The sequence below is a fragment of the Paenibacillus sp. EKM301P genome (assembly GCF_011800295.1).
In the GTDB taxonomy this organism is placed as follows: Bacteria; Bacillota; Bacilli; order Paenibacillales; family Paenibacillaceae; genus Paenibacillus; species Paenibacillus polymyxa.
Genome location: NZ_JAALFM010000001.1, coordinates 1,030,053 through 1,054,963, shown reverse-complemented (window position 1 = coordinate 1,054,963; position 24,911 = coordinate 1,030,053). Strand labels below are relative to the sequence as shown.

18 protein-coding genes are annotated in these 24,911 nt (G+C 46.9%); 11 read left to right on the top strand and 7 right to left on the bottom strand.

From position 1 onward, the window contains the following. Positions 1–46 precede the first annotated feature (46 nt). Positions 47–199 (bottom strand): DUF1540 domain-containing protein, encoded by a 153-nt coding sequence (locus HFD99_RS04735; protein WP_017426780.1) that lies wholly within the window; start codon positions 197–199, stop codon positions 47–49. Positions 200–496: 297 nt separating this feature from the next. Further along, complete coding sequence (fabV, locus tag HFD99_RS04730) at positions 497–1,684, bottom strand: enoyl-ACP reductase FabV (RefSeq protein WP_016818703.1); 1,188 nt, start codon at positions 1,682–1,684, stop codon at positions 497–499. A gap of 189 nt (positions 1,685–1,873) precedes the next feature. On the opposite strand from fabV, the gene HFD99_RS04725 reads away from it, so the two are divergent. The 5 genes from HFD99_RS04725 to HFD99_RS04705 all read left to right on the top strand — a co-directional run bounded on the left by HFD99_RS04725 (position 1,874) and on the right by HFD99_RS04705 (position 12,863). Continuing rightward, complete coding sequence (locus HFD99_RS04725) at positions 1,874–8,650, top strand: WIAG-tail domain (protein ID WP_167440814.1); 6,777 nt, start codon at positions 1,874–1,876, stop codon at positions 8,648–8,650. A 157-nt stretch (positions 8,651–8,807) separates the two neighbouring features. Next, complete coding sequence (locus tag HFD99_RS04720) at positions 8,808–9,308, top strand: hypothetical protein (protein WP_025365558.1); 501 nt, start codon at positions 8,808–8,810, stop codon at positions 9,306–9,308. Between the two features lie 181 nt (positions 9,309–9,489). Further along, positions 9,490–10,200, top strand: coding sequence for a response regulator transcription factor (locus HFD99_RS04715; RefSeq protein WP_016821908.1), 711 nt, complete (start codon positions 9,490–9,492; stop codon positions 10,198–10,200). A gap of 2 nt (positions 10,201–10,202) precedes the next feature. Beyond that, positions 10,203–11,582, top strand: a complete 1,380-nt coding sequence (locus tag HFD99_RS04710; protein WP_016821907.1) for a sensor histidine kinase — start codon at positions 10,203–10,205, stop codon at positions 11,580–11,582. Positions 11,583–11,795: 213 nt separating this feature from the next. Further along, complete coding sequence (locus HFD99_RS04705; RefSeq protein ID WP_016821906.1) at positions 11,796–12,863, top strand: ABC transporter ATP-binding protein; 1,068 nt, start codon at positions 11,796–11,798, stop codon at positions 12,861–12,863. A 145-nt stretch (positions 12,864–13,008) separates the two neighbouring features. On the opposite strand, the gene HFD99_RS04700 is transcribed toward HFD99_RS04705, so the two are convergent. Beyond that, the gene (locus HFD99_RS04700) at positions 13,009–14,292 is read right to left on the bottom strand and encodes a pectate lyase family protein (protein ID WP_016821905.1); all 1,284 of its coding nucleotides are present in this window, start codon (positions 14,290–14,292) and stop codon (positions 13,009–13,011) included. Positions 14,293–14,691: 399 nt separating this feature from the next. On the opposite strand from HFD99_RS04700, the gene HFD99_RS04695 reads away from it, so the two are divergent. Next, positions 14,692–15,429 (top strand): cyclase family protein, encoded by a 738-nt coding sequence (locus tag HFD99_RS04695; protein ID WP_045244269.1) that lies wholly within the window; start codon positions 14,692–14,694, stop codon positions 15,427–15,429. 162 nt (positions 15,430–15,591) lie between these two features. On the opposite strand, the gene HFD99_RS04690 is transcribed toward HFD99_RS04695, so the two are convergent. Continuing rightward, complete coding sequence (locus HFD99_RS04690) at positions 15,592–16,005, bottom strand: DUF4183 domain-containing protein (protein WP_017426787.1); 414 nt, start codon at positions 16,003–16,005, stop codon at positions 15,592–15,594. Positions 16,006–16,454: 449 nt separating this feature from the next. Here HFD99_RS04690 and HFD99_RS25900 point away from each other — a divergent pair, with 449 nt between their 5' ends. Further along, a complete protein-coding gene (locus HFD99_RS25900) occupies positions 16,455–17,060 on the top strand; it encodes a DUF4183 domain-containing protein (protein ID WP_090889783.1) in 606 nt (201 codons plus the stop codon). Between the two features lie 39 nt (positions 17,061–17,099). Here the strand turns inward: HFD99_RS25900 and HFD99_RS04680 are convergent, their stop codons facing one another. Continuing rightward, on the bottom strand, positions 17,100–17,771 hold the full coding sequence (locus HFD99_RS04680; RefSeq protein ID WP_080724236.1) for an oxidoreductase: 672 nt from the start codon (positions 17,769–17,771) through the stop codon (positions 17,100–17,102). A 246-nt stretch (positions 17,772–18,017) separates the two neighbouring features. Here HFD99_RS04680 and HFD99_RS04675 point away from each other — a divergent pair, with 246 nt between their 5' ends. Further along, the gene (locus tag HFD99_RS04675) at positions 18,018–18,602 is read left to right on the top strand and encodes a TetR/AcrR family transcriptional regulator (protein ID WP_031462013.1); all 585 of its coding nucleotides are present in this window, start codon (positions 18,018–18,020) and stop codon (positions 18,600–18,602) included. Positions 18,603–18,676: 74 nt separating this feature from the next. Beyond that, positions 18,677–19,258, top strand: a complete 582-nt coding sequence (locus tag HFD99_RS04670; protein ID WP_031462012.1) for an NAD(P)H-dependent oxidoreductase — start codon at positions 18,677–18,679, stop codon at positions 19,256–19,258. 153 nt (positions 19,259–19,411) lie between these two features. On the opposite strand, the gene HFD99_RS04665 is transcribed toward HFD99_RS04670, so the two are convergent. After that, on the bottom strand, positions 19,412–20,074 hold the full coding sequence (locus HFD99_RS04665) for a TetR/AcrR family transcriptional regulator (protein WP_016821898.1): 663 nt from the start codon (positions 20,072–20,074) through the stop codon (positions 19,412–19,414). Positions 20,075–20,253: 179 nt separating this feature from the next. On the opposite strand from HFD99_RS04665, the gene HFD99_RS04660 reads away from it, so the two are divergent. Further along, positions 20,254–21,684, top strand: a complete 1,431-nt coding sequence (locus HFD99_RS04660) for an aldehyde dehydrogenase family protein (RefSeq protein WP_031462010.1) — start codon at positions 20,254–20,256, stop codon at positions 21,682–21,684. 391 nt (positions 21,685–22,075) lie between these two features. Here the strand turns inward: HFD99_RS04660 and HFD99_RS04655 are convergent, their stop codons facing one another. Then, entirely contained in the window at positions 22,076–23,269 is a 1,194-nt protein-coding gene (locus HFD99_RS04655) for a glycoside hydrolase family 5 protein (protein WP_045244271.1), read from the bottom strand. 337 nt (positions 23,270–23,606) lie between these two features. On the opposite strand from HFD99_RS04655, the gene HFD99_RS04650 reads away from it, so the two are divergent. Next, positions 23,607–24,623 carry a substrate-binding domain-containing protein gene (locus HFD99_RS04650; protein ID WP_016821895.1) on the top strand — a complete coding sequence of 339 codons (1,017 nt, stop codon included), beginning with the start codon at positions 23,607–23,609 and terminating at the stop codon, positions 24,621–24,623. The last annotated feature ends 288 nt before the right edge of the window (positions 24,624–24,911 follow it).

Below are 24,911 nucleotides of genomic sequence, written 5' to 3'. Positions count from 1 at the left end.
GGGGCTCCTTCATGATAAAGCTATGGTTTGGCTTGAAAACTAAGGTCTACTTTGCTTCAAAGGTTTTGCAGTCTGTTTCTTCGGACGTGTGAGTGTTTGCAGGCTTGTTGCTTACAATATAAATGGAGCTTGCGCTACATTTATTATCCTGAGCCCAGTACGTGCATGAGTTGACTTCGCACAGAACGTCTTTTGCCATATTGTTCACCTCCTTATAGGAATGTGATGGGCTGAGCAAATACAATCACAGTCAGTCAAGGTAGGACTTGTCCAGCTGTGTGTACCCTCTTGGTAAGAAGAGGGATTTTGCTATGCCTACTTGTACAATATCAAAACAATTTTAAAATTGCAATGTTTGCGCCATGTTGTAGATCAAAACAGACCCAAGTGTTCCTTTTAATTAAAAAACAAAAGCTGTCCCTATGCAGAACGAAATGTTCTTCTGCCGGAGACAGCTTTTTTATGTTTTTCTAAACGAATGGCGGCACTAAAAGGCTTAGCGCACGTTAGGAATATTTACGATGGGATCAATATCAGCATCATAGTCTACACCTTCGAATTCAAAGCCGAACAGCTGGAAAAATTCGCGACGATATCCTTCAAGATCGGATAATTCATAGATATTTTGGGTCGTCAGTTCCTCCCATATGTTCGCAACTTCTGCCTGCACATCTTCGCGCAATTCCCAATCATCAATGCGAATGCGACCCTCTTCATCTACAGTAGTTTCTGGGGCGTACAGACGCTCGGCAAATAGGCGGTAGCTCTGTTCTATGCACCCCTCATGCAGCCCTTTCTCCTTCATCACCTTATACAAAGCGGAAATATACAGAGGAACGACAGGGATGGCCGAGCTGGATTGGGTAACGAGTCCTTTGGTGACTGCGACGAAGGCGCGTCCACCTGTGGTTTTCAGCTGGTCGTTCAGTTGGCGTGCTGTCGCCTCCAGATGATCTTTTGCGCTTCCGATACTGCCTTCTCTGTAGATGGCTTGGGTAATATCTGAACCGATATACGAAAAAGAGAAGGTAGTGGCGTTATCAGCGAGTACACCGCCTGCACGCAAAGCGTCAATCCACAATTTCCAATCCTCACCACCCATAACCTCTACAGTGCCCTGTACTTCTTCTTCTGTAGCCGGTTCGAGCGTCACGCTGCTGACTTCACCGGTGTGAAAGTTAACGGTCTTATTCGTATAGGGCTCACCAATAGGTTTGAGCACGGAATTAGACGTTTCGCCTGTGCGGGGATGGGTACGGCGACCTGAAGCAACACTGTAAACCACCAGATCGACTTGTCCCAGTTCTTCACGAATGGCTTCCACCGTTTTGGCTTTGACTTCATCCGAGAAGGCGTCTCCTGTCACGCTTAAAGATTTAAGCCCAGCTTCCTGAGCGGCTTTTTCAAATGCAGCAGAATTGTACCAGCCTGCTGATGCTGTGCGTGTAGCCGTAGCATTGCTAGGACGATATACACCAATTGTATTGGCACGCGCACCGAAAGCGGCCGTAATTCGAGAAGCCAACCCATATCCGGCAGATGCCCCGATCACAAGCACATTACGAGGTCCGTGGATAGCAGGACGGGCTTGTACATAGTCAATTTGCTCCTGAACATGTTGGGCACAGCCCACCGGATGAGCAGTGGTGCAGATAAAGCCACGTGTTCTTGGTTTGATAATCATGTTATTGTAATTCCTCTCTTCTTGTAGCAATCTTCACCCTTACTATTTTAACTTTTAACAATTTTTTTTCAAACGTGGATTTCAGTAAGTATCCTTTTTACCCAAAAGTGAATCCCTGTACAGGGTGGCAAGTGCCTAAGAGTCTGCATATGATGCTGTAACGATAAACATGAGAAGGGAGAGAGCTGCTTGAAGAACAAGAGCCGCAAAACCAACAGAAACAAAAAGCCGCTCTATCGTGTAATTGACCCGGATATGAATGAGTTAAGTATGATACAACGCTCAAAGCCACTGCCTGCGGAGAGGGAGACAGAAGCAAGACTTCATCAAGTTGCTTCTCCGCCTCCCCCAACTACAGAGGAGTCGGAGCTACAGACAGTTGTCGAGCCTGAAGTCGAGGCTCTGCAAGAGAAAGAGATTGAGGTTGCAGATGTAGAGGAGACTCCAGCTTTGATGGAAGAACCTCCACTGCCAGAGCTAGAACCAGAGCTAGAACTAGATCCAGAACCGGAGCCGGAACCTGAACCTGAACCAGAGCCAGAACCAGATCCAATTGATGTGGAAGAAATTTTGAACAATAAGAAGGCTCCACATGTAAACAATGCTTTCATCTATACAGACGATTTGAGTGATCTCGCTGTGACGGGTGAGAAGATCGCTCCCGCTTCCATAGATTCCAGCAAGCTGAAACAAGAGAGTATTCAAACGGAATCTTTAGCAGATTATGCTGTTCATACCATTAAAATAGCTGACGGTGCTGTGACTGCTTCGAAGATTGCTCCCGACTCCATTACGGTCGAGCATCTGTCGGACGCATCAGTGGCAGGCAGTAAATTGCAGGATCGCTCTATTAGTGGTGAAAAACTTCGGGATGGCAGCATCACTCCAGAAAAGCTGGCGGATAAAATTATTAGCGGCGATCATATTGCCAATGGCTCGATTGAGAGTCGTCACTTCAAGCAATGGATCGTGTCTTCAGATATGCTTCAAGATCAGTCGGTTACCTCAGATAAAATTCGCAGTGGTACGATTCAATCGAACAATTTGGCGAATGAAGCTGTTGATAGCTCCAAGCTGGGTGATCAGTCTGTGACCACCTCCAAACTGCGGGATGGGGCTGTGGATGGAGCTAAAATCCAGGCAGGCAGCATTGAGAGCGCACACCTGACCGAGCATGCCGTTCTTGCCCGGCATCTAGCTCCGGGTTCGATTAATCGCAAGCAGCTATCCAACGGTATTGTAGGCCGAGAACAATTGGAGGAAGGCGTTGTCAGCGGACGTCATCTGGAGTCTGAGGCAGTCACCAGTACGCACATTCAGGCAGGAGCGATTGAAAGAAAGCATCTCAGTCCCGGCTCCATCGGGGAAGAGCAGCTTGGAACGGGTCAAGTGACAGCACGGCATATCGCGGATCGGAGTATTCAGTCCAATAAACTGGCAGATCAGTCTGTAGGCTCATTGCAAATTGTCGATCAATCCGTCACTTCATCCAAAATATCGGATCAGAGTATTCTCCCGCACAAAATTGCCGATGAGGCGGTACTTACCAGACATATTGCAACAGCAGCCATACAAGGACCCCAGATTTCTCCAGAGGCAGTCTCTTCCGTGCATCTTCAATCCGAAATTATTCGGAAGGATCATATCGCATCAGAGGCGGTTACGGAGCAACATTTGCATTCCGGGGCTGTGACAAGCGAGAAAATAGGGAAGGGTGCAGTTCTGGATCACCATGTGGCGAATCAGGCTATCAAGGAAAATCACATTGCTTCGAGCGCTATTAAGTCTGACAAAATCGCTGACGAGGCGGTTATAGAAACTAAAATTAGCACAGGGGCGGTAACCGGAAATAAAATTGCGTCTCAAGCCATTACCCACGTACACATTGCAACGGGAGTCATCCGTGAAAACCACCTTGCCGACAATAGTGTGGGCGGAAAGGCGTTACAGGCTCAAGCGGTGGATTCAACTCATTTGGCCCAGAGCTCTGTACAGAGCAAGCATCTTGGGGAAGATAGTGTCGGAACCGCGGCGTTGCAAGAACAGTCCGTTACCGCAGACATACTAGGCGAAGGCGCTGTTCAAACCGCGCATTTGGCCAGCGGTGCGGTATACTCCCACCATTTGCAGGATCATGCCGTTACTTCGTTGAAACTATCGCCGGAAAGTGTGGCTACGGATAAAATTAATGATTTGGCAATTACTGCGCCTAAGTTAGCTGAGGGCAGTGTCACTTCCTCCAAGCTGTCTGCTCGTTCTGTGCAGCCATGGCATATTACAGATAAAGCGGTGCTAAGCAACCATCTGGCTGTTGAGGCAGTGGAGGCGAATCATCTTGCTCCGGAATCCGTCACCTCCAACCATTTGCAGTCTGCTTCGATCCAAACCAAACATCTCGCCCCGGATAGTGTGTCCGGCCATGCCCTTCAGTCGGAAAGCGTCACTTCCGAGAAGTTAGCGGCTCGGGCTGTGCAGGCTTCCAACCTGGCGGAAAACAGCGTGGGACCCGGACATTTGGCTGCACAGGCCGTACACACCAGACATTTGGCCGCAGGAGCAGTAGAGGACACGATATTAGCCCAGAATGCTGTGAAGTCTGAGCATCTTGCAGCAGAATCCATCCAATCCGAGCACTTGCAAAGCGGGATCATTCAGGGAGAACATATTGCATTGCAAGCTATAGCGACTCCGGCCATACAGGATGAAGCGGTTACCTCTGCTAAACTGTCAGAGGAAAGTGTAACCTCCACTAAGCTGTCAGCCCATGCAGTGCAGTCCGGGCATATTATGGATGAAGCTGTACAAAGCAACCACTTGGCTGTGGCAGTTGTGGACTCGACCCACCTGGCATCTGGAGCGGTCACTTCGGTGCACCTACAGGCCTCCTCGGTGCTTACGAGACATTTGGCCCCGGATAGTGTGTCCGGTCGTGCGCTTCAAGCGGAAAGTGTGACCTCAGAAAAGCTTGCAGCCCGCTCGGTACAAGGAATGAACCTTGCAGAAGGCAGTATCGGCCCTTCACATCTATCTGTGCAGTCCGTACACACGCGGCATTTGGCAGCTGGAGCGGTACAGGATAGAGTGCTGGCAGAGGGAGCAGTGAAGTCCGTGCACATTGCCCCGGAATCGATCCAGCCGCACCATCTGCACACTGAAGCCATTCAGGGCGAGCATATCGCATCCCAGGCCATATCGACCGATGCTTTGCAGGATGCGTCCGTTACGTCTGATAAATTGGCGGATGAGGGTGTGACTGCCGCCAAACTGTCGGCCCACTCGGTACAGTCGTGGCACATTACAGACGAAGCGGTGCAAGGAAATCATTTGGCAGAAGAGTCCATCCAGTCGAACCATCTAGCGCCGGAAAGTGTAACCTCAGCCCACTTGCAGTCTTCGTCAGTGCTCACGAGCCATCTGGCCCCGGATAGTGTGTCCGGCCGTGCGCTACAAGCGGAAAGCGTCACCTCGGATAAGTTGGCAGCCCACTCAGTGCAAGGAACGAATCTTGCGGAAGACAGCGTCGGCCCGTCACATTTGTCTGCACAGTCGGTACACGCCCGGCACCTGGCAACAGGTGCAGTACAGGATACAACGCTGGCAAAGGGAGCAGTGAAGTCGGTACACATTACCGCGGGGTCCATCCAGCCGCATCACCTGCACACTGGAAGCATTCAGGGCGAGCATATCGCATCCCAGGCCATATCGACCGATGCTTTGCAGGATGAGTCCGTTACGTCTGATAAATTGGCGGATGAGGGTGTGACTGCCGCCAAGTTGTCGGTCAACTCGGTACAGCCGTGGCATATTACAGATGAAGCGGTGCAAGGAAATCATTTGGCGACAGAAGCCATCCAGTCAAGCCATCTGGCCTCGGAATCCGTTACCTCTCGCCATTTGCAGGCTTCCTCAGTGCTTACGAGCCATTTGGCGCCAGATAGTGTATCCGGTCGTGCACTACAGGCGGAAAGCGTCACCTCGGAAAAGCTGGCAGCGCGCTCGGTACAAGGGACGAATCTTGCGGAAGGCAGCATCGGCCCGTCACATTTGTCGGTACAGTCCGTACACAGCCGGCATCTGGTAGCCGGAGCGGTACAGGATAGAGCGTTGGCAGAGGGAGCAGTGAAATCTGTGCATATCGCTCCAGAATCGATCCAGTCGCACCATTTGCACACTGGAAGCATTCAGGGCGAGCATCTGGCATCCCAGTCGATATCGACTGATGTTTTACAGGATGAGTCCGTTACGTCTGATAAATTGGCGGATGAGGGTGTGACTGCCGCCAAGCTGTCGGCTCACTCCGTACAGCCGTGGCACATTACAGATGAAGCGGTGCAAGCTAATCATTTGGCAGAAGAGGCCGTTCAGTCGAGCCATCTGGCGCCGGAATCTGTCACCTCAGCTCACTTACAACCTTCGGTGATACTTGCGAGCCATTTGGCACCAGAAAGTGTATCCGGTCTTGCGCTACAAGCGGAAAGCGTCACTTCGGAAAAGCTGGCATCGCGCTCGGTGCAAGGGACGAATCTTGCGGAAGATAGCGTCGGTCCTTCGCATTTGTCCGCACAGTCGGTACACACTCAGCATTTGGCAGTCGGCGCAGTCCAGGATACAGCGCTAGCCGAGGGGGCAGTGAAGTCGGTACACATTGTCCCGGAATCGATCCAGCCGCATCATCTGCAAACTGGAACCATTCAGAGCGAGCATCTGGCATCCCAGTCGATATCGACCGATGCCTTACAGGATCAGTCCGTTACGTCTGATAAATTGGCGGATGAGGGTGTGACTGCCGCCAAGCTGTCGGCTCACTCGGTACAGCCGTGGCACATTGCGGACGAAGCCGTGCAAGCCAATCATTTGGCACAAGAGACCATCCAGTCGAGCCATCTGTCACCGGAATCTGTTACCTCAGCCCACTTGCAGTCTTCGGCGGTGCTTGCGAGCCATCTGGCTCCGGATAGTGTGTCTAGTCGTGCGCTACAAGCGGAAAGCGTCACCTCAGAGAAGCTGGCATCCCACTCGGTGCAAGGAACGAATCTTGCGGAAGGCAGCGTCGGCCCGTCACATCTGTCTGCACAGTCGGTACACACCCAGCATCTGGCAGACGGTGCAGTACAGGATACAGCGCTAGCCGAGGGGGCAGTGAAGTCGGTACACATCGCCCCGGAATCGGTCCAGTCGCACCATCTGCTTACTGGAACCATTCGGGGAGAGCATCTGGCATCTCAGTCGATATCAACCGATGCATTACAGGATGAGTCCGTTACGTCTGATAAATTGGCAGATGAGGTCGTGACAGCTGCCAAAATATCTCCACATTCCGTCCAGCCATGGCACATTACGGATGAAGCCGTGCAAGCCAATCATTTGGCAGAAGAGATCGTTCAGTCGAGCCATCTGGCGCCAGAGTCCGTCACCTCAGCCCACTTGCAGTCTTCGACTGTGCTGGCGAGCCATCTGGCCTCGGATAGTGTGTCTAGTCGTGCGCTACAAGCGGAAAGCGTCACCTCGGAGAAGTTGGCGGTCCACTCGGTACAAGGGGCGAATCTTGCGGAAGGCAGCGTGGGTCCTTCGCATTTGTCCGCACATTCGGTACACACCCTGCATTTGGCAACTGGCGCAGTCCAGGATACAGCGCTGGCAAAAGGTGCAGTGAAGTCCGTGCATATTGCCCCGGAATCGATCCAGTCGCACCATCTGCACACTGGAACCATTCAGGGCGAGCATTTGGCATCCCAGTCGATATCGACCGATGCCTTACAGGATGAGTCCGTTACGTCCGACAAACTGGCAGATGAGGTTGTGACAGCTGCCAAAATATCTCCACATTCCGTCCAGCCATGGCACATTACGGACGAAGCCGTGCAAGCCCATCATTTGGCAGAAGAGACCATCCAGTCGAGCCATCTGGCGCCGGAATCTATCACCTCAGCCCACTTGCAGCCTTCGGCAGTGACGATCCAGCATATTGCGCCAGGGAGTGTATCTGTTCACGCGCTCCAGGCAGGTAGCGTGAACGCTGAGAAGCTTGCGCTTCGCGCGGTGCGTGCTTCGAATCTGGCGGAAGCCAGTGTAAGCTCCGTACATTTGACAGAGCATGCCGTGCACTCCCAGCATTTGTCCGATGGGGCGATTCAAGAGTCAGCACTGGCAGAGGGGGCTGTGCAGTCCCGTCACATTTCACCGGATTCTGTTCAATCTGAGCATTTGCAAGCAGGAGCTATTCAGTCACAGCATATCGGCTGGCAGGCGGTGTCAGAGCAAGCTATACAGGATGGAGCAGTGACGTCCGGCAAACTCGCAGATGGAACGGTGGAGTCCCGCCATGTGGCTGAGGAGGCAATTGAAGGTCAGCATATTGCAAAGGAAGTCATTGATTCGCACCACATAAAGCCCGGCTCGGTGACACTGGATCAATTATCCACAGATATTCATCTCTCGGGGCTTTTACCGGAGGAAGGGATCAGTGGCGACAAACTTCAGGCAAACAGTATATCCCGCGGCCATCTGCAGGATCAGGTCGTCAACAGTGAGGTGCTAAGCCCAGAAGCTGTAGGTCCAGAGCATCTACAGGCTGCTGCGGTACAAAGTCATCATGTGGCAGAGCAGAGCATCGAAGGTCACCATCTGGCAGAAGGTTCCGTTGGCTCACGTGAGCTGGAACTGAATGCAGTGACACCTGAGCATTTGAGCATCACCCCGGTTCGTACTTGTGCGAACCAGCCTGCATTACAGCAGTTTGGCAGAGCGCCGTTTCTTTTAAAAGGAAGCGAAGGAGAGACGGAAGTAACCATTGTATTTGGGGAGCCATTTGTGAACCCGGACTACACGTTGGTAGCGATGACGAACCATCCTCTCTTTCATGCAACACTGAAATCCCAAACGACTAATGGAGCGGTGATCGTTGTAACCAAGTGGAGTGAAACCGCGCATAACTACGGTATTATTTCCTGGATTGCCATCGGTTAGTGGAGATGATGGTTGCAACACTTATAGCGTGCAGACTCATGTATTCTCCAGATACAGAGCTGCACGCTTTTTCATATACTTTTCACATATTTGCTCCACAATTATCCCGAATTCTCCTGATAAGCTAAAGATACTTTAAAGGAGAGGTGATTCAATCATGAAAAAATGGACTAAAAATGCAGCAGCCGTATTGACCGTAGTAAGCGTACTGGGAGGAGCAAGCAGCGCATTCGCCGCTACAGCAACCACAACTCCAGCCACCCCTGCACCAGCCATCAAAACTCCTGCGGTTACGACTCCTGCTAGCAAAGCACCGTCAAAAGCGTCTGCAACGAAAACAACACCTGTGGTGAAAGCACCTGTTAAAAAAGCTGCAACAGCTCATAAAGCAACAACCAAAGCAAAAAAAGCTCCTGCCAAAAAAGCCGTTGCGAAAAAAGTGGCAAGCCACAAAGCAAAAGCAGTGAAAGCAAAACACCGCACAGTTAAACATCATGTGAAAAAACATAACGCTGTTCAACACAAGGTAGCAGCACATAAAACTCGTGCACAACATGTTGTAGCTAAAAAAGTAACCCATAAAGCTCCAGTGAAAAAAGCAGTCCCAGCCAAAACTGCTCCAAAGGCAGCAGCTAAAGTAGTAACAACTAAGAAATAAGGTAGAAAATAAGGTAGAAGTGTAGTTAGCTTTCAGTTCACCTGGCATATACAGCAGCGATTCATGATAAGAAAAGACGGGACCGGGAACGGTATACCCGTCTTTTGTCTATTCTGCTGGGCTTCTGTTAAGCTTAAAGAAAGGATGCTAGCATCCAGAACAACGGCAAGGGGTTAAGGCCATGACAAAAATAGTAGTAGTAGATGACGATGTGTTCATTTTGCAATTAATATCTGAATATTTGAAAAAAGAGTCCTACGAGGTAACTTCCTTTTCCAGTGGGAAAACATTGGTAGAGCATATCCGAACAAACCGTCCAGATTGCCTCGTGCTTGATATTATGATGCCGGGCATTGACGGGCTTTCTCTATTGACTCAGCTTCGTGAGTTTACAGAAATGCCGATCATTATGATCTCCGCGCGCGGAGAGGAAAGTGACCGTATCCACGGGCTGGAATTGGGATGCAGTGATTTTTTGACCAAGCCCTTTAATCCAAGAGAGCTGGTGGGAAGGGTCAAAGCGATGCTGAGACTGAGCAAGGCGGGCACGTCTGCATCCGATGACAAGCAAGCAGCAGAGAGCACAAATCTTTGCCATGCAGGCAATCTGTGCATTTTTGCTGACTTTCGTAAAGTTACAGTAGACGGACAAACGTTAAATTTGACCTCACGTGAATTCGACCTGTTGCTGTTTCTTGCGAATCATCTGGAACGGCCTTTTGGCAGAGAGCATTTGATTCAGCAGGTGTGGAGCTATGACTTTATAGGTGATGTGAGAGTCGTAGATGATCTGGTCAAACGTATTCGCAAAAAGTTGGCAGAATACCACTCTACGCTTGTCATTAACACGGTATGGGGATTTGGATATAAAGCAACGGTTCAGGAGATGTAGCCATGCGTACGATGAGAGCCAAAATTCTGCTGTCCCTGTCCATTGCCATGCTGATTACTGTCTGTATTACGGTGGTCTTATTTATTAGGCTCATCGATGACATTCTGGTGAATCAGGCCAAATCCAAGCTTCATGAGCAGGCACGCAAAGCCGTCCACATTATGAGTGACGGAGGCTTTGATCGACTGGATAATGCCGAATTTAACTATGTTATCAAGGGTGTGCTTTTATCTGCCGATTACTTTATTTTAAGCACGGATAACCGCATCATCGACTCCAGCGTCTCTGGGATGGAAGGCAAAAAGATCGAGCATTTGCTTTTGACCCGCCAAGGATTTTTTGCATCGGTTCATCCGTCTGCCCACGATCTGGTTACTACACATGAAGGCGTTGCGGTGCTTCAAGGTAAAAAGGTGTTGTTTACGAATGAAGAATTGCCCGGACAACCTTTCCGCATCTTTGTATACTCACCCTTATCTTCTTTGAGAGCCCTATATGTACCGTTAATGAGAACTACGTTACTATCGATCGTAGCGAGTTTTCTGGTGATTCTCGTTATTGGTCTGATGATTGTTTCACGTCTGGTGCGTCCACTCAAACGATTGAAAGAGGCGGTAGGCAACTATGAGCCGAATCAGCCACAAGATAGTGAGTTTCCGCAGGCGGACAAAAGCGAAATTGGCGAACTAATAGGCACCTTTCATTCCATGTCCGCCCGCATTCAGCAGCACCACCACAGCCAAATTGAATTTCTGCAAAATGTATCACACGAGCTAAGGACACCGTTAATGTCCATCCAAGGTTATGTATATGCCATTCAGGATCAAGTAGTATCCCAGGACGAGGGACTGAGCATCATTAAAGTGCAATCCCAGCGATTAATTGATATGGTGGAAAAGTTGCTTCAGCTATCGAGGCTGGAGGCGTTGAATGAGGAATGGCCTGTCTCTCTGATTGATCTGAGAAGTATGGCGGAGGACGCTGTTCATCTATTGATGCCGATGGCCAGTGAACGCTCTATCTCGCTTCGAGTGGAGGGAGAGGGTCTGCATGTGGCCGTTCCGGCTGAGCAATTATTTCGCATGATATTGAATTTGCTGCAAAATGCAGTTCGACACACCTCTACGGAGGTTGTCATTCATTTGGAGACGGGGACAACGGCGGAGGTTGTGTGGGTTATGCATGTAGATGATGATGGGAGAGGACTAACCGAGTCTGAAGCAGCCGAGGTGTTTGGAAGATTCTATACAGGATCAAATGGCGTCACGGGACTAGGATTGGCCATCTGCCGTCAAATAGCCTCCCGACTGAATGGAGAACTACTTTGTACACGATCGCCATTAGGTGGTGCACGCTTCAGTTACATTCAACACATGTTATAAATGAGGCAAAAATGGTTAAAAATGATCACTTTTTCGCTTATATATACCACTAACGTGACATATCATGAAAGGTTTTTGGTGATATTTTAGATATTGCTTGACTGGCAGGTACTAAAATGAGTAAAATTATTCGTATATACCTTGACTCATGAACGTCGTTTTTTTAGATAGTGGTCAATAATAGTGATGAATAATAAATGAAAGAGTGATGAGATGAACCGCCTTTTGGAAGTGAAGGACTTAACGATATCTTTCAAGACCCGTCAGGGACTAGTGCAGGCCATTCGTGGCGTAAACTTTCATGTCAATAAAGGAGAGACGCTGGCGATTGTCGGTGAATCCGGCTCAGGCAAAAGCGTAACCTCACAAGCTGTTATGAAGCTGATCCCGACCCCTCCAGGCATTTATCAAAAGGGTCAAATTATGTTTGACGGACAAGAGCTGATTAATAAAACGGAAAAGCAGATGCAAAAAATTCGTGGTAAGGAAATTGGCCTGATTTCTCAGGACCCAATGACTTCACTTAACCCGACGATGAAAGTCGGTAAGCAGATCACGGAAGTGCTTTTCAAGCATGAAAAGATATCCAAGGACGCTGCTCGCAAGCGGGGGATTGAATTGCTGAATCTGGTAGGTATTCCGCATCCTGAACAGCGTTTTAACCAATATCCGCATGAATTTAGTGGCGGTATGCGTCAACGTGTCGTCATTGCGATGGCATTGGCTGCTAATCCGAAACTTCTGATTGCCGATGAGCCGACGACTGCGCTGGACGTAACCATTCAAGCTCAAATTTTGGAACTGATGAAGGATCTTCAGAAAAAGATTGATACTTCTATCATCTTTATTACTCATGACCTCGGTGTTGTGGCGAAGATGGCGGATCGCGTTGCTGTTATGTATGCAGGGCAAATCGTGGAAACAGGTACGGTTAATGAAATTTTCTATAACCCAAAACATCCATATACATGGGGACTCCTTGCTTCCATGCCTAGTTTGGACAGCCATGGTCAGAAGCTGGCTGCGATCCCGGGAACACCACCGGATCTGCTTCACCCACCTGTAGGGGATGCGTTTGCAGCCCGCAGTTCTTATGCCATGAAAATTGACTTTGAGAAAGAGCCTCCGCTCTATCAATTGTCTGATACACACTTTGTGAAATCATGGTTGCTTCATCCAGATGCACCTGCAGTTGAGCCACCAGAAGCGGTGAAGGCTAAACTTCGCAAGCTGGATAACGCATTTGAAAAGCCGGTTTTAGTTGAACAATACGGCAGTTAAAGCAATATATAATTTATAAATAAACAGATGATAAATAAAAAAAGGCTGTTTCCTCCGTATGGAATAATATTACGGAGGAACAGCCTTTTTGGTGTAACACCACAGGTTGCATGAGTCTGTGGTGATTTGTATTATACGGTAGCGCTTACAGCTTGCCGGAACCGGCTTGGGAAGTGACCTCTGCCTTCACGCTGGCGGATGGGGAAATTTTATCGTTCAAGGATGGCTTCCAGCCTACAGAGGAGCTAAGACCCGCGCTGGAGCCTGCGTTTACGGCCTGTCCATTCAGAAGTGTGCCAGTATCTGACAAGGCAGTCCCACCAAAAACAGTCACAATTTTGGCTGCGGATAGTCCCGCAACGTCAATGACATTGTTTTCAGCAAAGATTTTGGAGGATTTGCCTGCGCCCCATATATATAGTGTAGGGTATTCAGAGCGTTTTACATCACCTGTATAGTAATTGTTATAGAGATGGACTTGTCCATAACGTACGCGTGGTGTGCGTTGTACTGTATTCTCATAATAATTGTGATGCAGGGTTACACGTAAAGCCCCTTCATCTGCTGTTTTGCTGTCGCTGTTGCCGATAATGGATGTTTTGTCATGATCGTAAAAGTGATTGTATGAAACGGTAACCAGATCACCCTGGTTAATCACATCGAGCAGTCCATCATGATGTTGGTATTCTTGACCGTAGAAGGTGCCGTTTCCGCTATCGGGGTGAGCCCCGTCATTGAACGTATTGTGATCCACCCATACATGCGTAGCTCCGTTAATGGTAATGCTGTCATATTCTGAATTCCAGTTGCCTGTACTGCCGTCAGTTGGGTCCCACTGCGGGAAATAATCGTAGGCATCCTGAAACTCAATATTACGGATAATGACGTTGTCTGTACCCTTTTTCAGTTGGAAGTTTGCACCATTAATGATAGCATTGTTGCCCAGACCGACAATCGTTGTATTGGATGGGATTTCAATAACGATACGACTAGCTTGATTCTTCTGTGATGCCTTACGTGCGTCTTCCAATGTACCAGAAGGAACCTTTTTACCCCATGTCGACGGATCATACGCCTTGAGATACGCATTGAAATCATACTTAGGGTCTTTGTAATCGTTCAATCCTAGCGCTTTATTATTGTCATCGACATTGGCATTGATTGTACCTTTGACATAAATAATTTTAGGTGTAGTGTTGCTGCTTTTGCCTAACGCATCGACAAGTTGTTTGCGGTTCGTTACGGTGAAAGTATTGGAGGAAGTAGCAGTAGCTCCACCTGTCGTGCCTGTAGAAAAGGCGGCCCAACCGTTTTTGCTGCCAAGTGTCTCCTTGCCAATATCGCTTGCTGCATGAGCAGGTGCACCCATAGGAGCCAGAGTAGCGAACAATAACACGGCTGCGATTCCGAGTGAACATCTCTTTTTCATAAAATACCTCCGTATATTGGATAAATGGAGTAGACGAACGAGGGAGTCCCGGGTGCTCCTGTAGTTTCTACATGTTCTATCATACTTTGTGTACCAGTATTTGTTAATATAATAAAAGTTACATACTAAAATTTTTGTCGAATTTTTAAATAATTCAATAGAGACCTTCTTTTTCCAATCAAAATGCATATATATAAATGAAAACGTTAACAATCATAGGAAATGGGAATTGTATATATGATTATATGGAGTTATTTCAGTGAATAAAGATAAAATAGTTTTTCTGATAATGTTAACGATTCCAAGTCAAAAAGTGATGAAAAATGACAGGAGAATTATGGATTTTTGTAGTATCCTCAGGTACAATGCTTGTAATAAAGCTGAGGAGGAATCGGCATCATGGCAGAGGATTTAGCAAATGTATTGAAGTTGTTGAAGCAAAAAGAGTGGGTGGACTTGTCCCATGCCTTTTATCCTGAAATTCCCCATTTTCCGGTTTTCGATAACGTTCAGGTGGATACCCTGTTTACCCACGACGATGGCTTTTTTGTAAAACAATACTGCTTTCCAGGGCAGTATGGAACTCATATTGACGCTCCCGTTCATTTTGTGAAGGGGAAACGTTATTTACATGAGCTTTCATTGAAGGAACTGGTTTTACCGCTGGTTGTCATTGACCGTTCAGCAGCCGTTGCAGCCAATTCCGACTATGAGCTTACGGTCGCGGATATTCTGGATTTTGAAAAAGAGCACGGACGTATTGCCGAACAGTCCTTTACCGCCTTTCGCAGTGATTGGAGCAAGCGCTGGCCTAATCCAGATGCCTTCTCGAACAAGGACAATGCCGGAGATGCACACTGCCCAGGCTGGTCGCTGGATGCGCTGCGCTTTTTGGTAGAAGAACGGAATGTTGCTGCTATCGGACATGAAACACTGGATACGGACTCCTCTGTAGCTTATCGAAAAGCGGGCAAACTGGTAGGGGAATATTACATATTGGAGCAGGATCGATATCAAGTTGAGGTGCTGACAAATTTGGACAAGCTGCCTCCGACGGGCGCAATCATTTATAATATCGTTCCGAGCATTCAGGATTCACCCGGTTTTCCGGTGCGCTCCTTTGCTATTATGCCTTAATCTTGCAGTACCCAATCCATTTGAAAATAGATTAGATGATCTTGAGTTTAAAAGACCGATTCAGATATCGACATCTGAATCGGTCTTTTTCTAGCGTATACGGGGTAGTGTACAGCGTGAATGACCATTCAGTCCGGCTTGGTTCAAAATCATTGAAACGCCTTATGTGATAATCGTTACGGTAGGGGCCGAGATGGTAGGCTGAGTGGTGATAGTAGAGGTTGTACCGCTAAAATCTGCTATTTCTATAACAACCGGGACACCTGGTGTAATATCTACGGAGGCAATGACCAGACTTGCTGTGGAGAGGGTGAATAAGGAGCTCTGCTGAATGACTCCGTTAATATAATAATTAGAAGAATCTGTGGCTGTTAATGCCGGTAAAGCAACCACGGGAGCATCGGCGTCATCTACGAAGCTGGCAGCAGGAACAGTTGTTTCTGTTGCTCCGATCATCCCGGCTGTAATGGTTGCAAAAAAACGGGTAGTTGCTGGGGTTATGGTCGTGGTTATAGCACCCCCCGTTGACACTGGAGCCGTGGCTACTGCTGTAAATACAGGTTTTATGATTGGCATAGTTCTCATCTCCTTTCTTTACTGGTATGTGGTATGAGCCATTCGCTGGCTCTTAATCAATAAATGATTTTTCAACCTATTCGGAAACGGCATATGAACCTTTCTATTAATAATAGGGTAAATGGAGAAGGCCCTATTTTACTGCACAAAAAATGAAAGCGAATACTTGGAATCTGCATATTACAAATGCCTAAGACCCTAATGGGAGATGTGCATACAATACATAAGCATGAGAGGAGGAGGTGTGTACGGCTGGTATGAGGAGACGTGATGCATCACTAAGAAGGCAGGGAAAGAGAACAGTACATTGCAAGATCAACAAACGAAAAAAGTGTAAGCCCAGGTATCCATTCAAAGGTAAAACAAAAACGGGATTGCATGCCCAAAAGCATCCAAAGCTAATTATTGTACAACGGCGCTTCAGAAATACTCCTGCTAAACGGAAGAGGATGGAGCATACAAGAAAGCAAGGTATGCCCTGTTCAGCAGGTCTTCCAGGTGAAGCCGGGGTGCCAGGAGCGCCAGGAGTGCCAGGAGTGCCGGGAGTGCCGGGAGTGCCAGGAGTACCAGGAGTACCAGGAATACAGGGCCCTGCAGGAACACAGGGAGCACCGGGAGTGCCCGGTCCAGCTGGAGCTCAAGGTAGTGCAGGCGCAACAGGTGCACCCGGTCCAACCGGGGCACGGGGCGTAACCGGTCCTACTGGAGCCCAAGGTATAACGGGTCCAACCGGTCCGGCACCTGACATCTCCAATATTGAAATTGTCCCTACGGCTGAGCGGTATTTTTATTTTAGTCCTGATCCGATTGAATCTTCAGTCACGATTATGGCGGATCAATTTTCTGTAGATGGTGTGCAGGGAGCTTCTCAGAGGTTTCATGTCGGAAGCAATAGTTATGCTAATCTGTATATTAACGGGATGTTACAAGAAAGAACGTTGTTCAGCTTGACACCTTCATCGCTGACGATTCACCTCCGCGAAGGGGAGACAATTTCCTCCGGCACACCTATTATTGTGGAAATTGTTCAATTTAGTGTGCGATACAGTGCATGACATTGCTCGCGATGAATACTTCAAGTGATGGACATTATTTTAAAACCAAAAATGGTTATAGGGTGCAGGTCCTTCAATACGAACACCGAGTTGTTCGGCTGCCTGTCTGGGCCAGAATGGATTACGCAGCAGTTCCCGGCCTACCGCAACCAGATCCGCCCGACCATTACGCAAAATTTCCTTGGCTTGAATACCGTGAGTAATCAAGCCTACGGCTGCGGTAGCTATACCAGCAGTCTGACGAAATTCAATGACATCTATTCCAGCTTGCGAAGCCCGTACAGCGGCATCTCTGAAGGCAAGCACAAGATTATGGATTTCTTCTAAAGACAGTGCGGAGGTCGCCCGTTCGCGGTGAGGCAAACCAGAGGCGGATACAGCTGTTTCTTGAGGCAACGAGCCCTTGAGTCCGACATGCCAAAGCTGGAGACCGACTTTAGAGCCTTGGTCATGAATGGCTTGCACCACTTTTTGCAGCGGGGAAATGTGCTTGTCGCTCCATATGCCAAGGCTGCCTGAATCATTTCCCTGCTGGGTGACTGCATGCACTTCAAGCATGATTAGCCCCACTTGTCCTAACGTCCTAGCGCCGTAATGCAGCGTATGCCAATCGGTTGCTTTTCCGTCTTCTGCCGCTGAGACGGTACCCATGGGAGACATCATAATCCGATTTTTTAGCTCTACATCGCGTATTTGAAGTGGTTGAAACAGTAAGCTCTATTGGGTTCACTCCTTTTTATTAACGGTTCAGAACGCTCGCCTTATTTCGGTTACATATGTATTTTATGGGGATAAAATGAGGCAATACACGTATCATTTAACGTATTCATGAACATTCACTTATAAAAATATGGTATTTTAGGTTTATTACGATGGATTTTAAATTAAGCACATAGACAGGATGAGCATGCATAAATATGACTTGCGTTTTAGTTAGTTTTCACTTACTATAATTTTATGAACAAGAAAACACATGTAGACAGCAAAAAGAAAGATATTCTACAGGCAGCGATGTGCTTATTTGCAACCAAAGGGATTGACGGGATTTCAGTCAAAGAAATTGGAGAGGCTGCCGGTGTGACGGATGCCGCGATTTATAAGCATTTTAAGAGTAAAGATGCAATGGCCTTGGAGGTATTCGGGCAATATTGTAATAGCTACACCACCTTAATTGACTTCTATCGCAAGCAGAGTGGGAGCTTCGTCAGCCGTTTCCATCAACTGGTGGATGAAGTGCTGAATATGCATGATGAGGACCAGTATGGATTGCTTCTACTATCACAGCATCATGAGCTGTATGTTGAAGCAAGCCAGAGCCAGAATGTGCGTCAGCCGCTGGAGGCGTTAACTGAATTCATCGAACAGGGGATTCAACAAGGTGAACTGCCGAAGCAGGATGTTCAGCTATCCGGTGTGCTCATCATTGGAGCCATTACACGCTTGTCCGTGTCCAGCCTGGAAGGGGAACTTCCACAGCAACTGGCTCCATTGGCAGCAGAGGTCAAACAACGTTTAACTGCTTTATTAAGTAAAGGTCAGTAATGACCTTTTCTTTTTAAATATAAAGTTAGTGTTTTCTAACTAAAGTCATAATATGAGGGTAGGAAGTGGCTTATATGTCTAAAAAAATATTGGTGATTCAAGGGAATCCGGTCGCTGGCAGTTATGGTGAAGCGCTGGCTCAATCCTATGTAAAAGGAGCGAAGGCTGCAGGAGCAGAGGTTCGTTTGTTGCAGCTATCCGCGTTGGACTTTAATCCAAATCTATTAGGTGGATATCGTAATAAATTGCCGTTGGAACCTGATTTGATCCAAGCACAGGAGTCGATTAAATGGGCAGAACATCTCGTTTTTGTCTTTCCAATCTGGTGGGGCAGCTTGCCTGCATTAATGAAAGGATTCATTGACCGTACCTTTATGCCGGGGTTTGCGTTTAAGTATCAAAAAGGAAAACCCCTGCCTGACAAGCTTCTAAAAGGAAGAACAGCCCGCCTCATTACAACGATGGACGGTCCGCACTGGTACTATCGATTTTTCCAGGGACAGCCTGGGCATCGGATGATGAAGGATTCCACACTACATTTATGCGGTGTCAAGCCAGTGCGTTCTACGACCATTGATCTTATGAATAAGAGGACAGATCAACAGCATAACGAATGGCTGAGCAAGGTCGAGCAGCTAGGTCGAAGCATGAGCTAGGTTGCCGGTTTGGGACCAGCGTGTTTGTCCTAACCAAAAGTAACGGCCTGTGACCTACAGTTCCAGTATGGAACATACAGATTCACAGGCCCAGTTCATTTTCATTCATGGTGGCGGCCGTTAAGCCATAGTAGTTAGGGACAGCCCCTTGACTTATAAAGCACGATTGAATTTCTCGACAAAATGTTCAATGACGGGGTGAATTCGTGAGTCGTCCACTAAGGACATCTTTTCCGGTTTGAACAATTGAATTTTTTTAAAATAATAATAATCATTGAGGACTTGTTGAATGGTTATTTGGTTATAAAGCAAATACTTCACATTCATGATTTCCCGGAGCAAAATATCGTCTTGAAGTAAAATGAACTTCTCATTAATCGGATTAAAAACCCCTTTGTCCTTCCCATCTTGATAAAATTTAAGGGTCTGCTGTTCCCTTTTATCCAATGCAGTCTTCAAAACTTCGTACAATTCTGGAAATACCATTTGTAAATCCTTCAGAAACACATCAGATATTTTGCCAACTAACGATACCGATTGTTCAAACAATTGCTGAAACCAAACCCCGAATGATCGATCGTCATCCTCATTGGTACGATCCTCTAGCTGTTCTATATAGTCAACAAAAATGCGAACGACGCCTTCGATGACTTCTTCTTTTGAAGAAAAATTCTTGTACATCGTTGCTCTGCTAACATCCATGAATTTAGCAATATCGTCCATCCTCATTTGTTGAAACCCGTCCTTCATGAGGGACGGAATCAGTTTTTTCAGCAGCTTGTTTTTTGCTTTATCTTGCTGATTCTCCATTGACATTTACGCTCCCCCTTATCTGTTCCTTCTATTATACACGTTTCCAATAGGATATAAACGGTTTATACAATATAGACAATTTATATGTATTTTGTTTACTTTGTTTTTGCTGTGTGCTATCATTCTTTTTAGCAAGAGCACGAAGGGGGCATCTCCTAAATGAATTCAAAGGAGTTATTTAAATGAGAACAATTAATCGAGTTTATATCAACGGGGAATTTGTAAAGCCTTATGGCACAGAGGTACAAGAACTTATTAATCCTTCAACTAGGGAAATCATCGGACGTGTCACTTTAGGGAACGAAGAGGATGCCAAACGAGCAATCGCGGCAGCAAAGAAAGCCTTTAAGACTTTCTCACGAACTTCAGTGGAAGAGCGCAGTCAAATACTGCAAAGACTACATGACGCAGTTATGAGAAAATTAGAAGTACTGATGGAGGCTAATATCAATGAATATGGTGCTCCGAAGCCCGCTGCCATTGGCCGAGTTAAACTGGCAGCTATGAATTTTTTGGACACGAAAGAAGCACTTGAGGAATTCAATTTCGTTAAGTATATCGGGAAAGCGAAAGTAGTAGCAGAGCCAATTGGAGTTATTGGAATTATTACTCCCTGGAATGCAACCTACTCTCAGATTACTGCAAAGCTTGCTTCTGCCATAGCTGCCGGCTGTCCAGTGGTAATCAAGCCAAGTGAACTTAGCGCGATTCAGGCACATCTGATCACTGAATGTTTCCATGAGGCTGATATTCCAACTGGTGTTATTAATGTAGTTCATGGTCTTGGCCAAACGGTTGGATTCGAACTGACCCGCAATCCGGATATTGCAATGATCACCTTCACTGGTTCCACTCGAACAGGGAAAGAAATTCGGAGAGGTGCTGTAGATTCGATGAAGCGGGTCACGCTGGAACTAGGCGGCAAATCGCCGAATATCATCTTAGATGACGCTGATTTTTCCACGGCAATTCCGACCGCTGTAAGACAGTGTTATAACAATAATGGGCAAGCTTGCGTTGCAGGGACCCGCCTTTTGGTTCCCAAGCAACGGCTGGAAGAAGTGAAACAGATAGCTAAAGAAACTGTGAAACGCATCAAAGTCGGTAATCCCTGGGAAGAAGGCACAGAACTTGGCCCAATCATAACAGAGAAGCAATACAATCAAGTTCAGCGATATATTCAGTCTGGTATTGATGAGGGTGCTGAACTGGTCATCGGAGGTCTGGGGCATCCAGAGGGGATGGAACAAGGATATTTTGTTAAACCAACGGTTTTCGCTCAGGTGTCAGAAGACATGACGATCGCCAAGGAAGAAATCTTCGGTCCCGTCTTATCAATTTTAACTTACGAGACGGAAGAGGAAGCCATCGAAATGGCTAACAATACAGATTATGGTCTCGGTGCCTATGTGAGTTCCTCGGACATTGAGAAAGCCAATGAAGTGGCAACCCAAATTGCTGCTGGTGTTGTACTCATTAACGGGGCAGGTTTTGAAATGAAGGCACCGTTTGGGGGATTCAAGCAATCGGGTCTCGGCAGAGAATACGGATTACATGGGCTGGAGGAATGTTTGGAGACGAAAACCATAACAGGCTATGACTCGGCTAAATAATCAAACACAGTGCTAGATCCTCTCCCCTTAACAACTCGGCATCAGCTCGCTTCGCTGATCCTCAAATGACGAGTGCAACGAAAAGGTTAGATTGACCTTCAAAAAGAAAAAACACCGCAATGGGAGTGACTGGCTCGCATCGCGGTGTTTGGAATCGCTCGTGTTTTCCAATCCACGTTATACAAATATAGATGCAACGATTAAAACAATTCCGATCACTAGACCAGCAGGGCCCCAATAATGCATAGGGATAAAAAACAAACTGTGCTGGGTTTCTATTCGATAGCGTTGCCCTGTTTTCATTCGTTTCTCCACCCTTTCGTAGTTCCAGCACAAACTGGACTGAAGGAGGGAAATTAGCTTTTTTAATAATCGGATTGAAGTCCTGTGACTATTCGGCTGCTGCTTTAGCTTGCTCCACTACGAAAACGACAGGCTTCATAATCCGGCTCAGCATATCCTGCTTTGGACGATTCCAGGTAACCCAGTCATCCAGCAGCAGACCGCCTGTGTCGCCGCTATTCGGATTCAGGGACCAATACGTAAAGTACAGGTTGTTGGCACCAATATAGTCTACGAGTGCATTTTGCCATTTACCCTCAGGGGAAGACGAATCGACATTGCGACCGCCGAATTCACCAACCAGCACTGGAGCTATGTTTTGCTTACTGATGTAGCCCCAGGTTTGATCCCAGATTGCTGGCAGGTTGGACGGGAAGGTCGAGTCGTTGAACCATGGCTGCGAAGACACACCAGGACCATAGTCATGTGGTGAATATACGACACGGTTCGGCACGTCCAGTACGACAGGATAATTGGCCACACCTGTCAGGTTGCCGCCCCACCAATATTGGCTGTTGTTGCCTTGTACATTATGGTCCACACCTTCTACGAGAATCAGCCAATTTGGATTCACGGACAGAATGGCATTCCCTGCACGCTGCGCCGCGAGACGCCAGTCTGTGGAGACATCGCCTGTTCCCCAGCTTGCCTGACCGTGTGGCTCGTTGTGTAAATCTGCACCGATGACGGTAGGATTGTTTTTATAACGTTCAGCTAACATCTTCCAGTCGCTGATCCAGCGGGACTCAGGGTACTGAGAGGTATACCATAGCTCGGATTGTCCACCTGAGCCTGGGCGGTGACGGTCAAGGATAATCTGAATACCGCGTTGTCCAGCTTTTTCGATCAGCTTGTCCATAATTTGAATCGGAGTCAATCCGACCAGATCAGGATTTTTGTAGTAATCAATACTGTCAGCACGGGAGCTGGAATCAAATAACTGATTGCTGTAAGGCAGACGGATGAGATTATAGCCTTCCTTTTTCACCTGATCCAGCATGTCGTCCATTGAGCGGCTCCACAGTCCATGCAAGGTGTAATTAGGGGTTTCCAGGCCGAACCAGTTCAGACCGTTAAATGTGGCCTCTTTCCCGGATTCATCTACAATCTTGTTTCCTTGGGTGTGATAATATCCTTTCACGCTGGCTGCATCTGCCGAAGGTGGAGTGTACCCATACAGTGTAAGGCCCATGACGAGGGAGGCAATGACGAAAAATGTTTTTTTGAACCCTTTTTTCTTCATGATTCTTGCTTCCTCCTTTATATAAATGATATTGTAACCGATTACATTTTCATTTTATGTTCAAATCTTCCATCAAACAAGTTCATAAAATTCGTATATTTTTAAGATTTTGTTCGAAATTATTAGATTTGCAACAAGGTATATTTAGGTTAGGAGTCCAGCATTTATGGGGTAGGGGTATGGGGTGAAGGCACGTTTCAACTCATATTTATTATATTTTCCTCCTGTAAAAGAAGGTATATAATAAAGGAAATTCACATTACATACAGGTTGCAGAGTACAGATATAGTGAAAATGAGCACATGCCTAATACGCAAATATAGAAAGGGGGGGAATCATGGTAACAACGATGAAAGAAGTCGCAGAACGTGCAGGGGTGTCGAAGAGCACAGTTTCGCAGTTTCTGAACAAAAGATACAACTATATGAGTGAAAGCACCAAGAAGAAGATTGAGCAAGCGATTGAGGAGCTCAGTTATATTCCCAATGAGGTGGCGCGCAGTCTCAAGCAAAAGAAGACTTTTATTGTGGGGGTTATTTCTTCAACTATTTTGTCGAGATTTACAACAGAGATTGTGCGCGCGATTGAAGATGAATGCCAACTGGAAAATGTCCAGGTCATTGTCTGCAATACCGATGATGATTCCCTCAAAGAGAAAAAGTACGTCCAGTCGATGATTGCTCGGCAAGTGGATGGACTTATTATTTTTCCTACAGAAGAGAACAAAAAATTATATGTTTCCCTTGTCAAAAGTGGCTATCCGTTCGTGTTTGTGGACCGAAAAATTGATGAAATCAGCGTAGACACGGTGCTGTTGAATAATGAAAAAGCTAGCGAGCTTGCGATTGAAGCGCTGATTGAGCATGGTCACAAAAACATTGGCATCATCACGTTTCCTCTAGGCAAAAAAGCGATTACTACACGAAGTGAGCGGCTATCCGGCTATAGGAATACACTCGGCAAACATGATATATCCGTGCATGAAAACTATATCAAAAGCGGCAGGCTGGATGAAATGCCTGATCTTATTAGACAACTATTTCATATGGAGAACCCGCCTACCGCAATCCTTGCTACGAATGACATGATTTTGGAGCAGGTGCTGATCTATGCCAAAAATAATCATCTGACCATACCTAACGACTTTTCCTTGATTGGGATAGATGATGTATCCTTTGCATCTTTTTATAATCCGCCAATCACTACCGTTTCCCAGCCGAGTTTTGAAATGGGGAAAAGAAGTGCGAGGCTACTGCTCGATAAAATCGATCAAAAAGAGCAGGAGCAGCCCTCAGAAATCATCCGTTTGAATCCGGTCATTAACCACAGAGAATCTGTCCAAAAGTTAAACTGAATAGTTGGAATAAGTATTTTTTCTTTTTGAAAACGTTTTTATGGATTCTATTGTAAAAAGAAAATAAAGAGCTATAATGATCTTATGATTCGAGTCATGAATACCCTTTCATGTATGTATGTATGTATGTATGTATGTATGTTGCTGAGTGTAATGATGACTGCAACTTAAAAGAGGGGAGGAGTGAACCCTAAACGGAAATTTATGATTTAACTTGTACTAAAATTCACAAAAGGCAGTTCTACTTCTTTTTACATTCCCGGAAGGGAAATTTTTTTCAAGCATTAC

Coding starts and splice junctions, on each gene's coding strand:
- HFD99_RS04735 (WP_017426780.1), bottom strand. CDS start 199: ATGGCAAAAGACGTTCTGTGCGAAGTCAACTCATGCACGTACTGGGCT.
- fabV (WP_016818703.1), bottom strand. CDS start 1,684: ATGATTATCAAACCAAGAACACGTGGCTTTATCTGCACCACTGCTCAT.
- HFD99_RS04720 (WP_025365558.1), top strand. CDS start 8,808: ATGAAAAAATGGACTAAAAATGCAGCAGCCGTATTGACCGTAGTAAGC.
- HFD99_RS04715 (WP_016821908.1), top strand. CDS start 9,490: ATGACAAAAATAGTAGTAGTAGATGACGATGTGTTCATTTTGCAATTA.
- HFD99_RS04710 (WP_016821907.1), top strand. CDS start 10,203: ATGCGTACGATGAGAGCCAAAATTCTGCTGTCCCTGTCCATTGCCATG.
- HFD99_RS04705 (WP_016821906.1), top strand. CDS start 11,796: ATGAACCGCCTTTTGGAAGTGAAGGACTTAACGATATCTTTCAAGACC.
- HFD99_RS04700 (WP_016821905.1), bottom strand. CDS start 14,292: ATGAAAAAGAGATGTTCACTCGGAATCGCAGCCGTGTTATTGTTCGCT.
- HFD99_RS04695 (WP_045244269.1), top strand. CDS start 14,692: ATGGCAGAGGATTTAGCAAATGTATTGAAGTTGTTGAAGCAAAAAGAG.
- HFD99_RS04690 (WP_017426787.1), bottom strand. CDS start 16,005: ATGCCAATCATAAAACCTGTATTTACAGCAGTAGCCACGGCTCCAGTG.
- HFD99_RS25900 (WP_090889783.1), top strand. CDS start 16,455: ATGGAGCATACAAGAAAGCAAGGTATGCCCTGTTCAGCAGGTCTTCCA.
- HFD99_RS04675 (WP_031462013.1), top strand. CDS start 18,018: ATGAACAAGAAAACACATGTAGACAGCAAAAAGAAAGATATTCTACAG.
- HFD99_RS04670 (WP_031462012.1), top strand. CDS start 18,677: ATGTCTAAAAAAATATTGGTGATTCAAGGGAATCCGGTCGCTGGCAGT.
- HFD99_RS04665 (WP_016821898.1), bottom strand. CDS start 20,074: ATGTCAATGGAGAATCAGCAAGATAAAGCAAAAAACAAGCTGCTGAAA.
- HFD99_RS04660 (WP_031462010.1), top strand. CDS start 20,254: ATGAGAACAATTAATCGAGTTTATATCAACGGGGAATTTGTAAAGCCT.
- HFD99_RS04655 (WP_045244271.1), bottom strand. CDS start 23,269: ATGAAGAAAAAAGGGTTCAAAAAAACATTTTTCGTCATTGCCTCCCTC.
- HFD99_RS04650 (WP_016821895.1), top strand. CDS start 23,607: ATGGTAACAACGATGAAAGAAGTCGCAGAACGTGCAGGGGTGTCGAAG.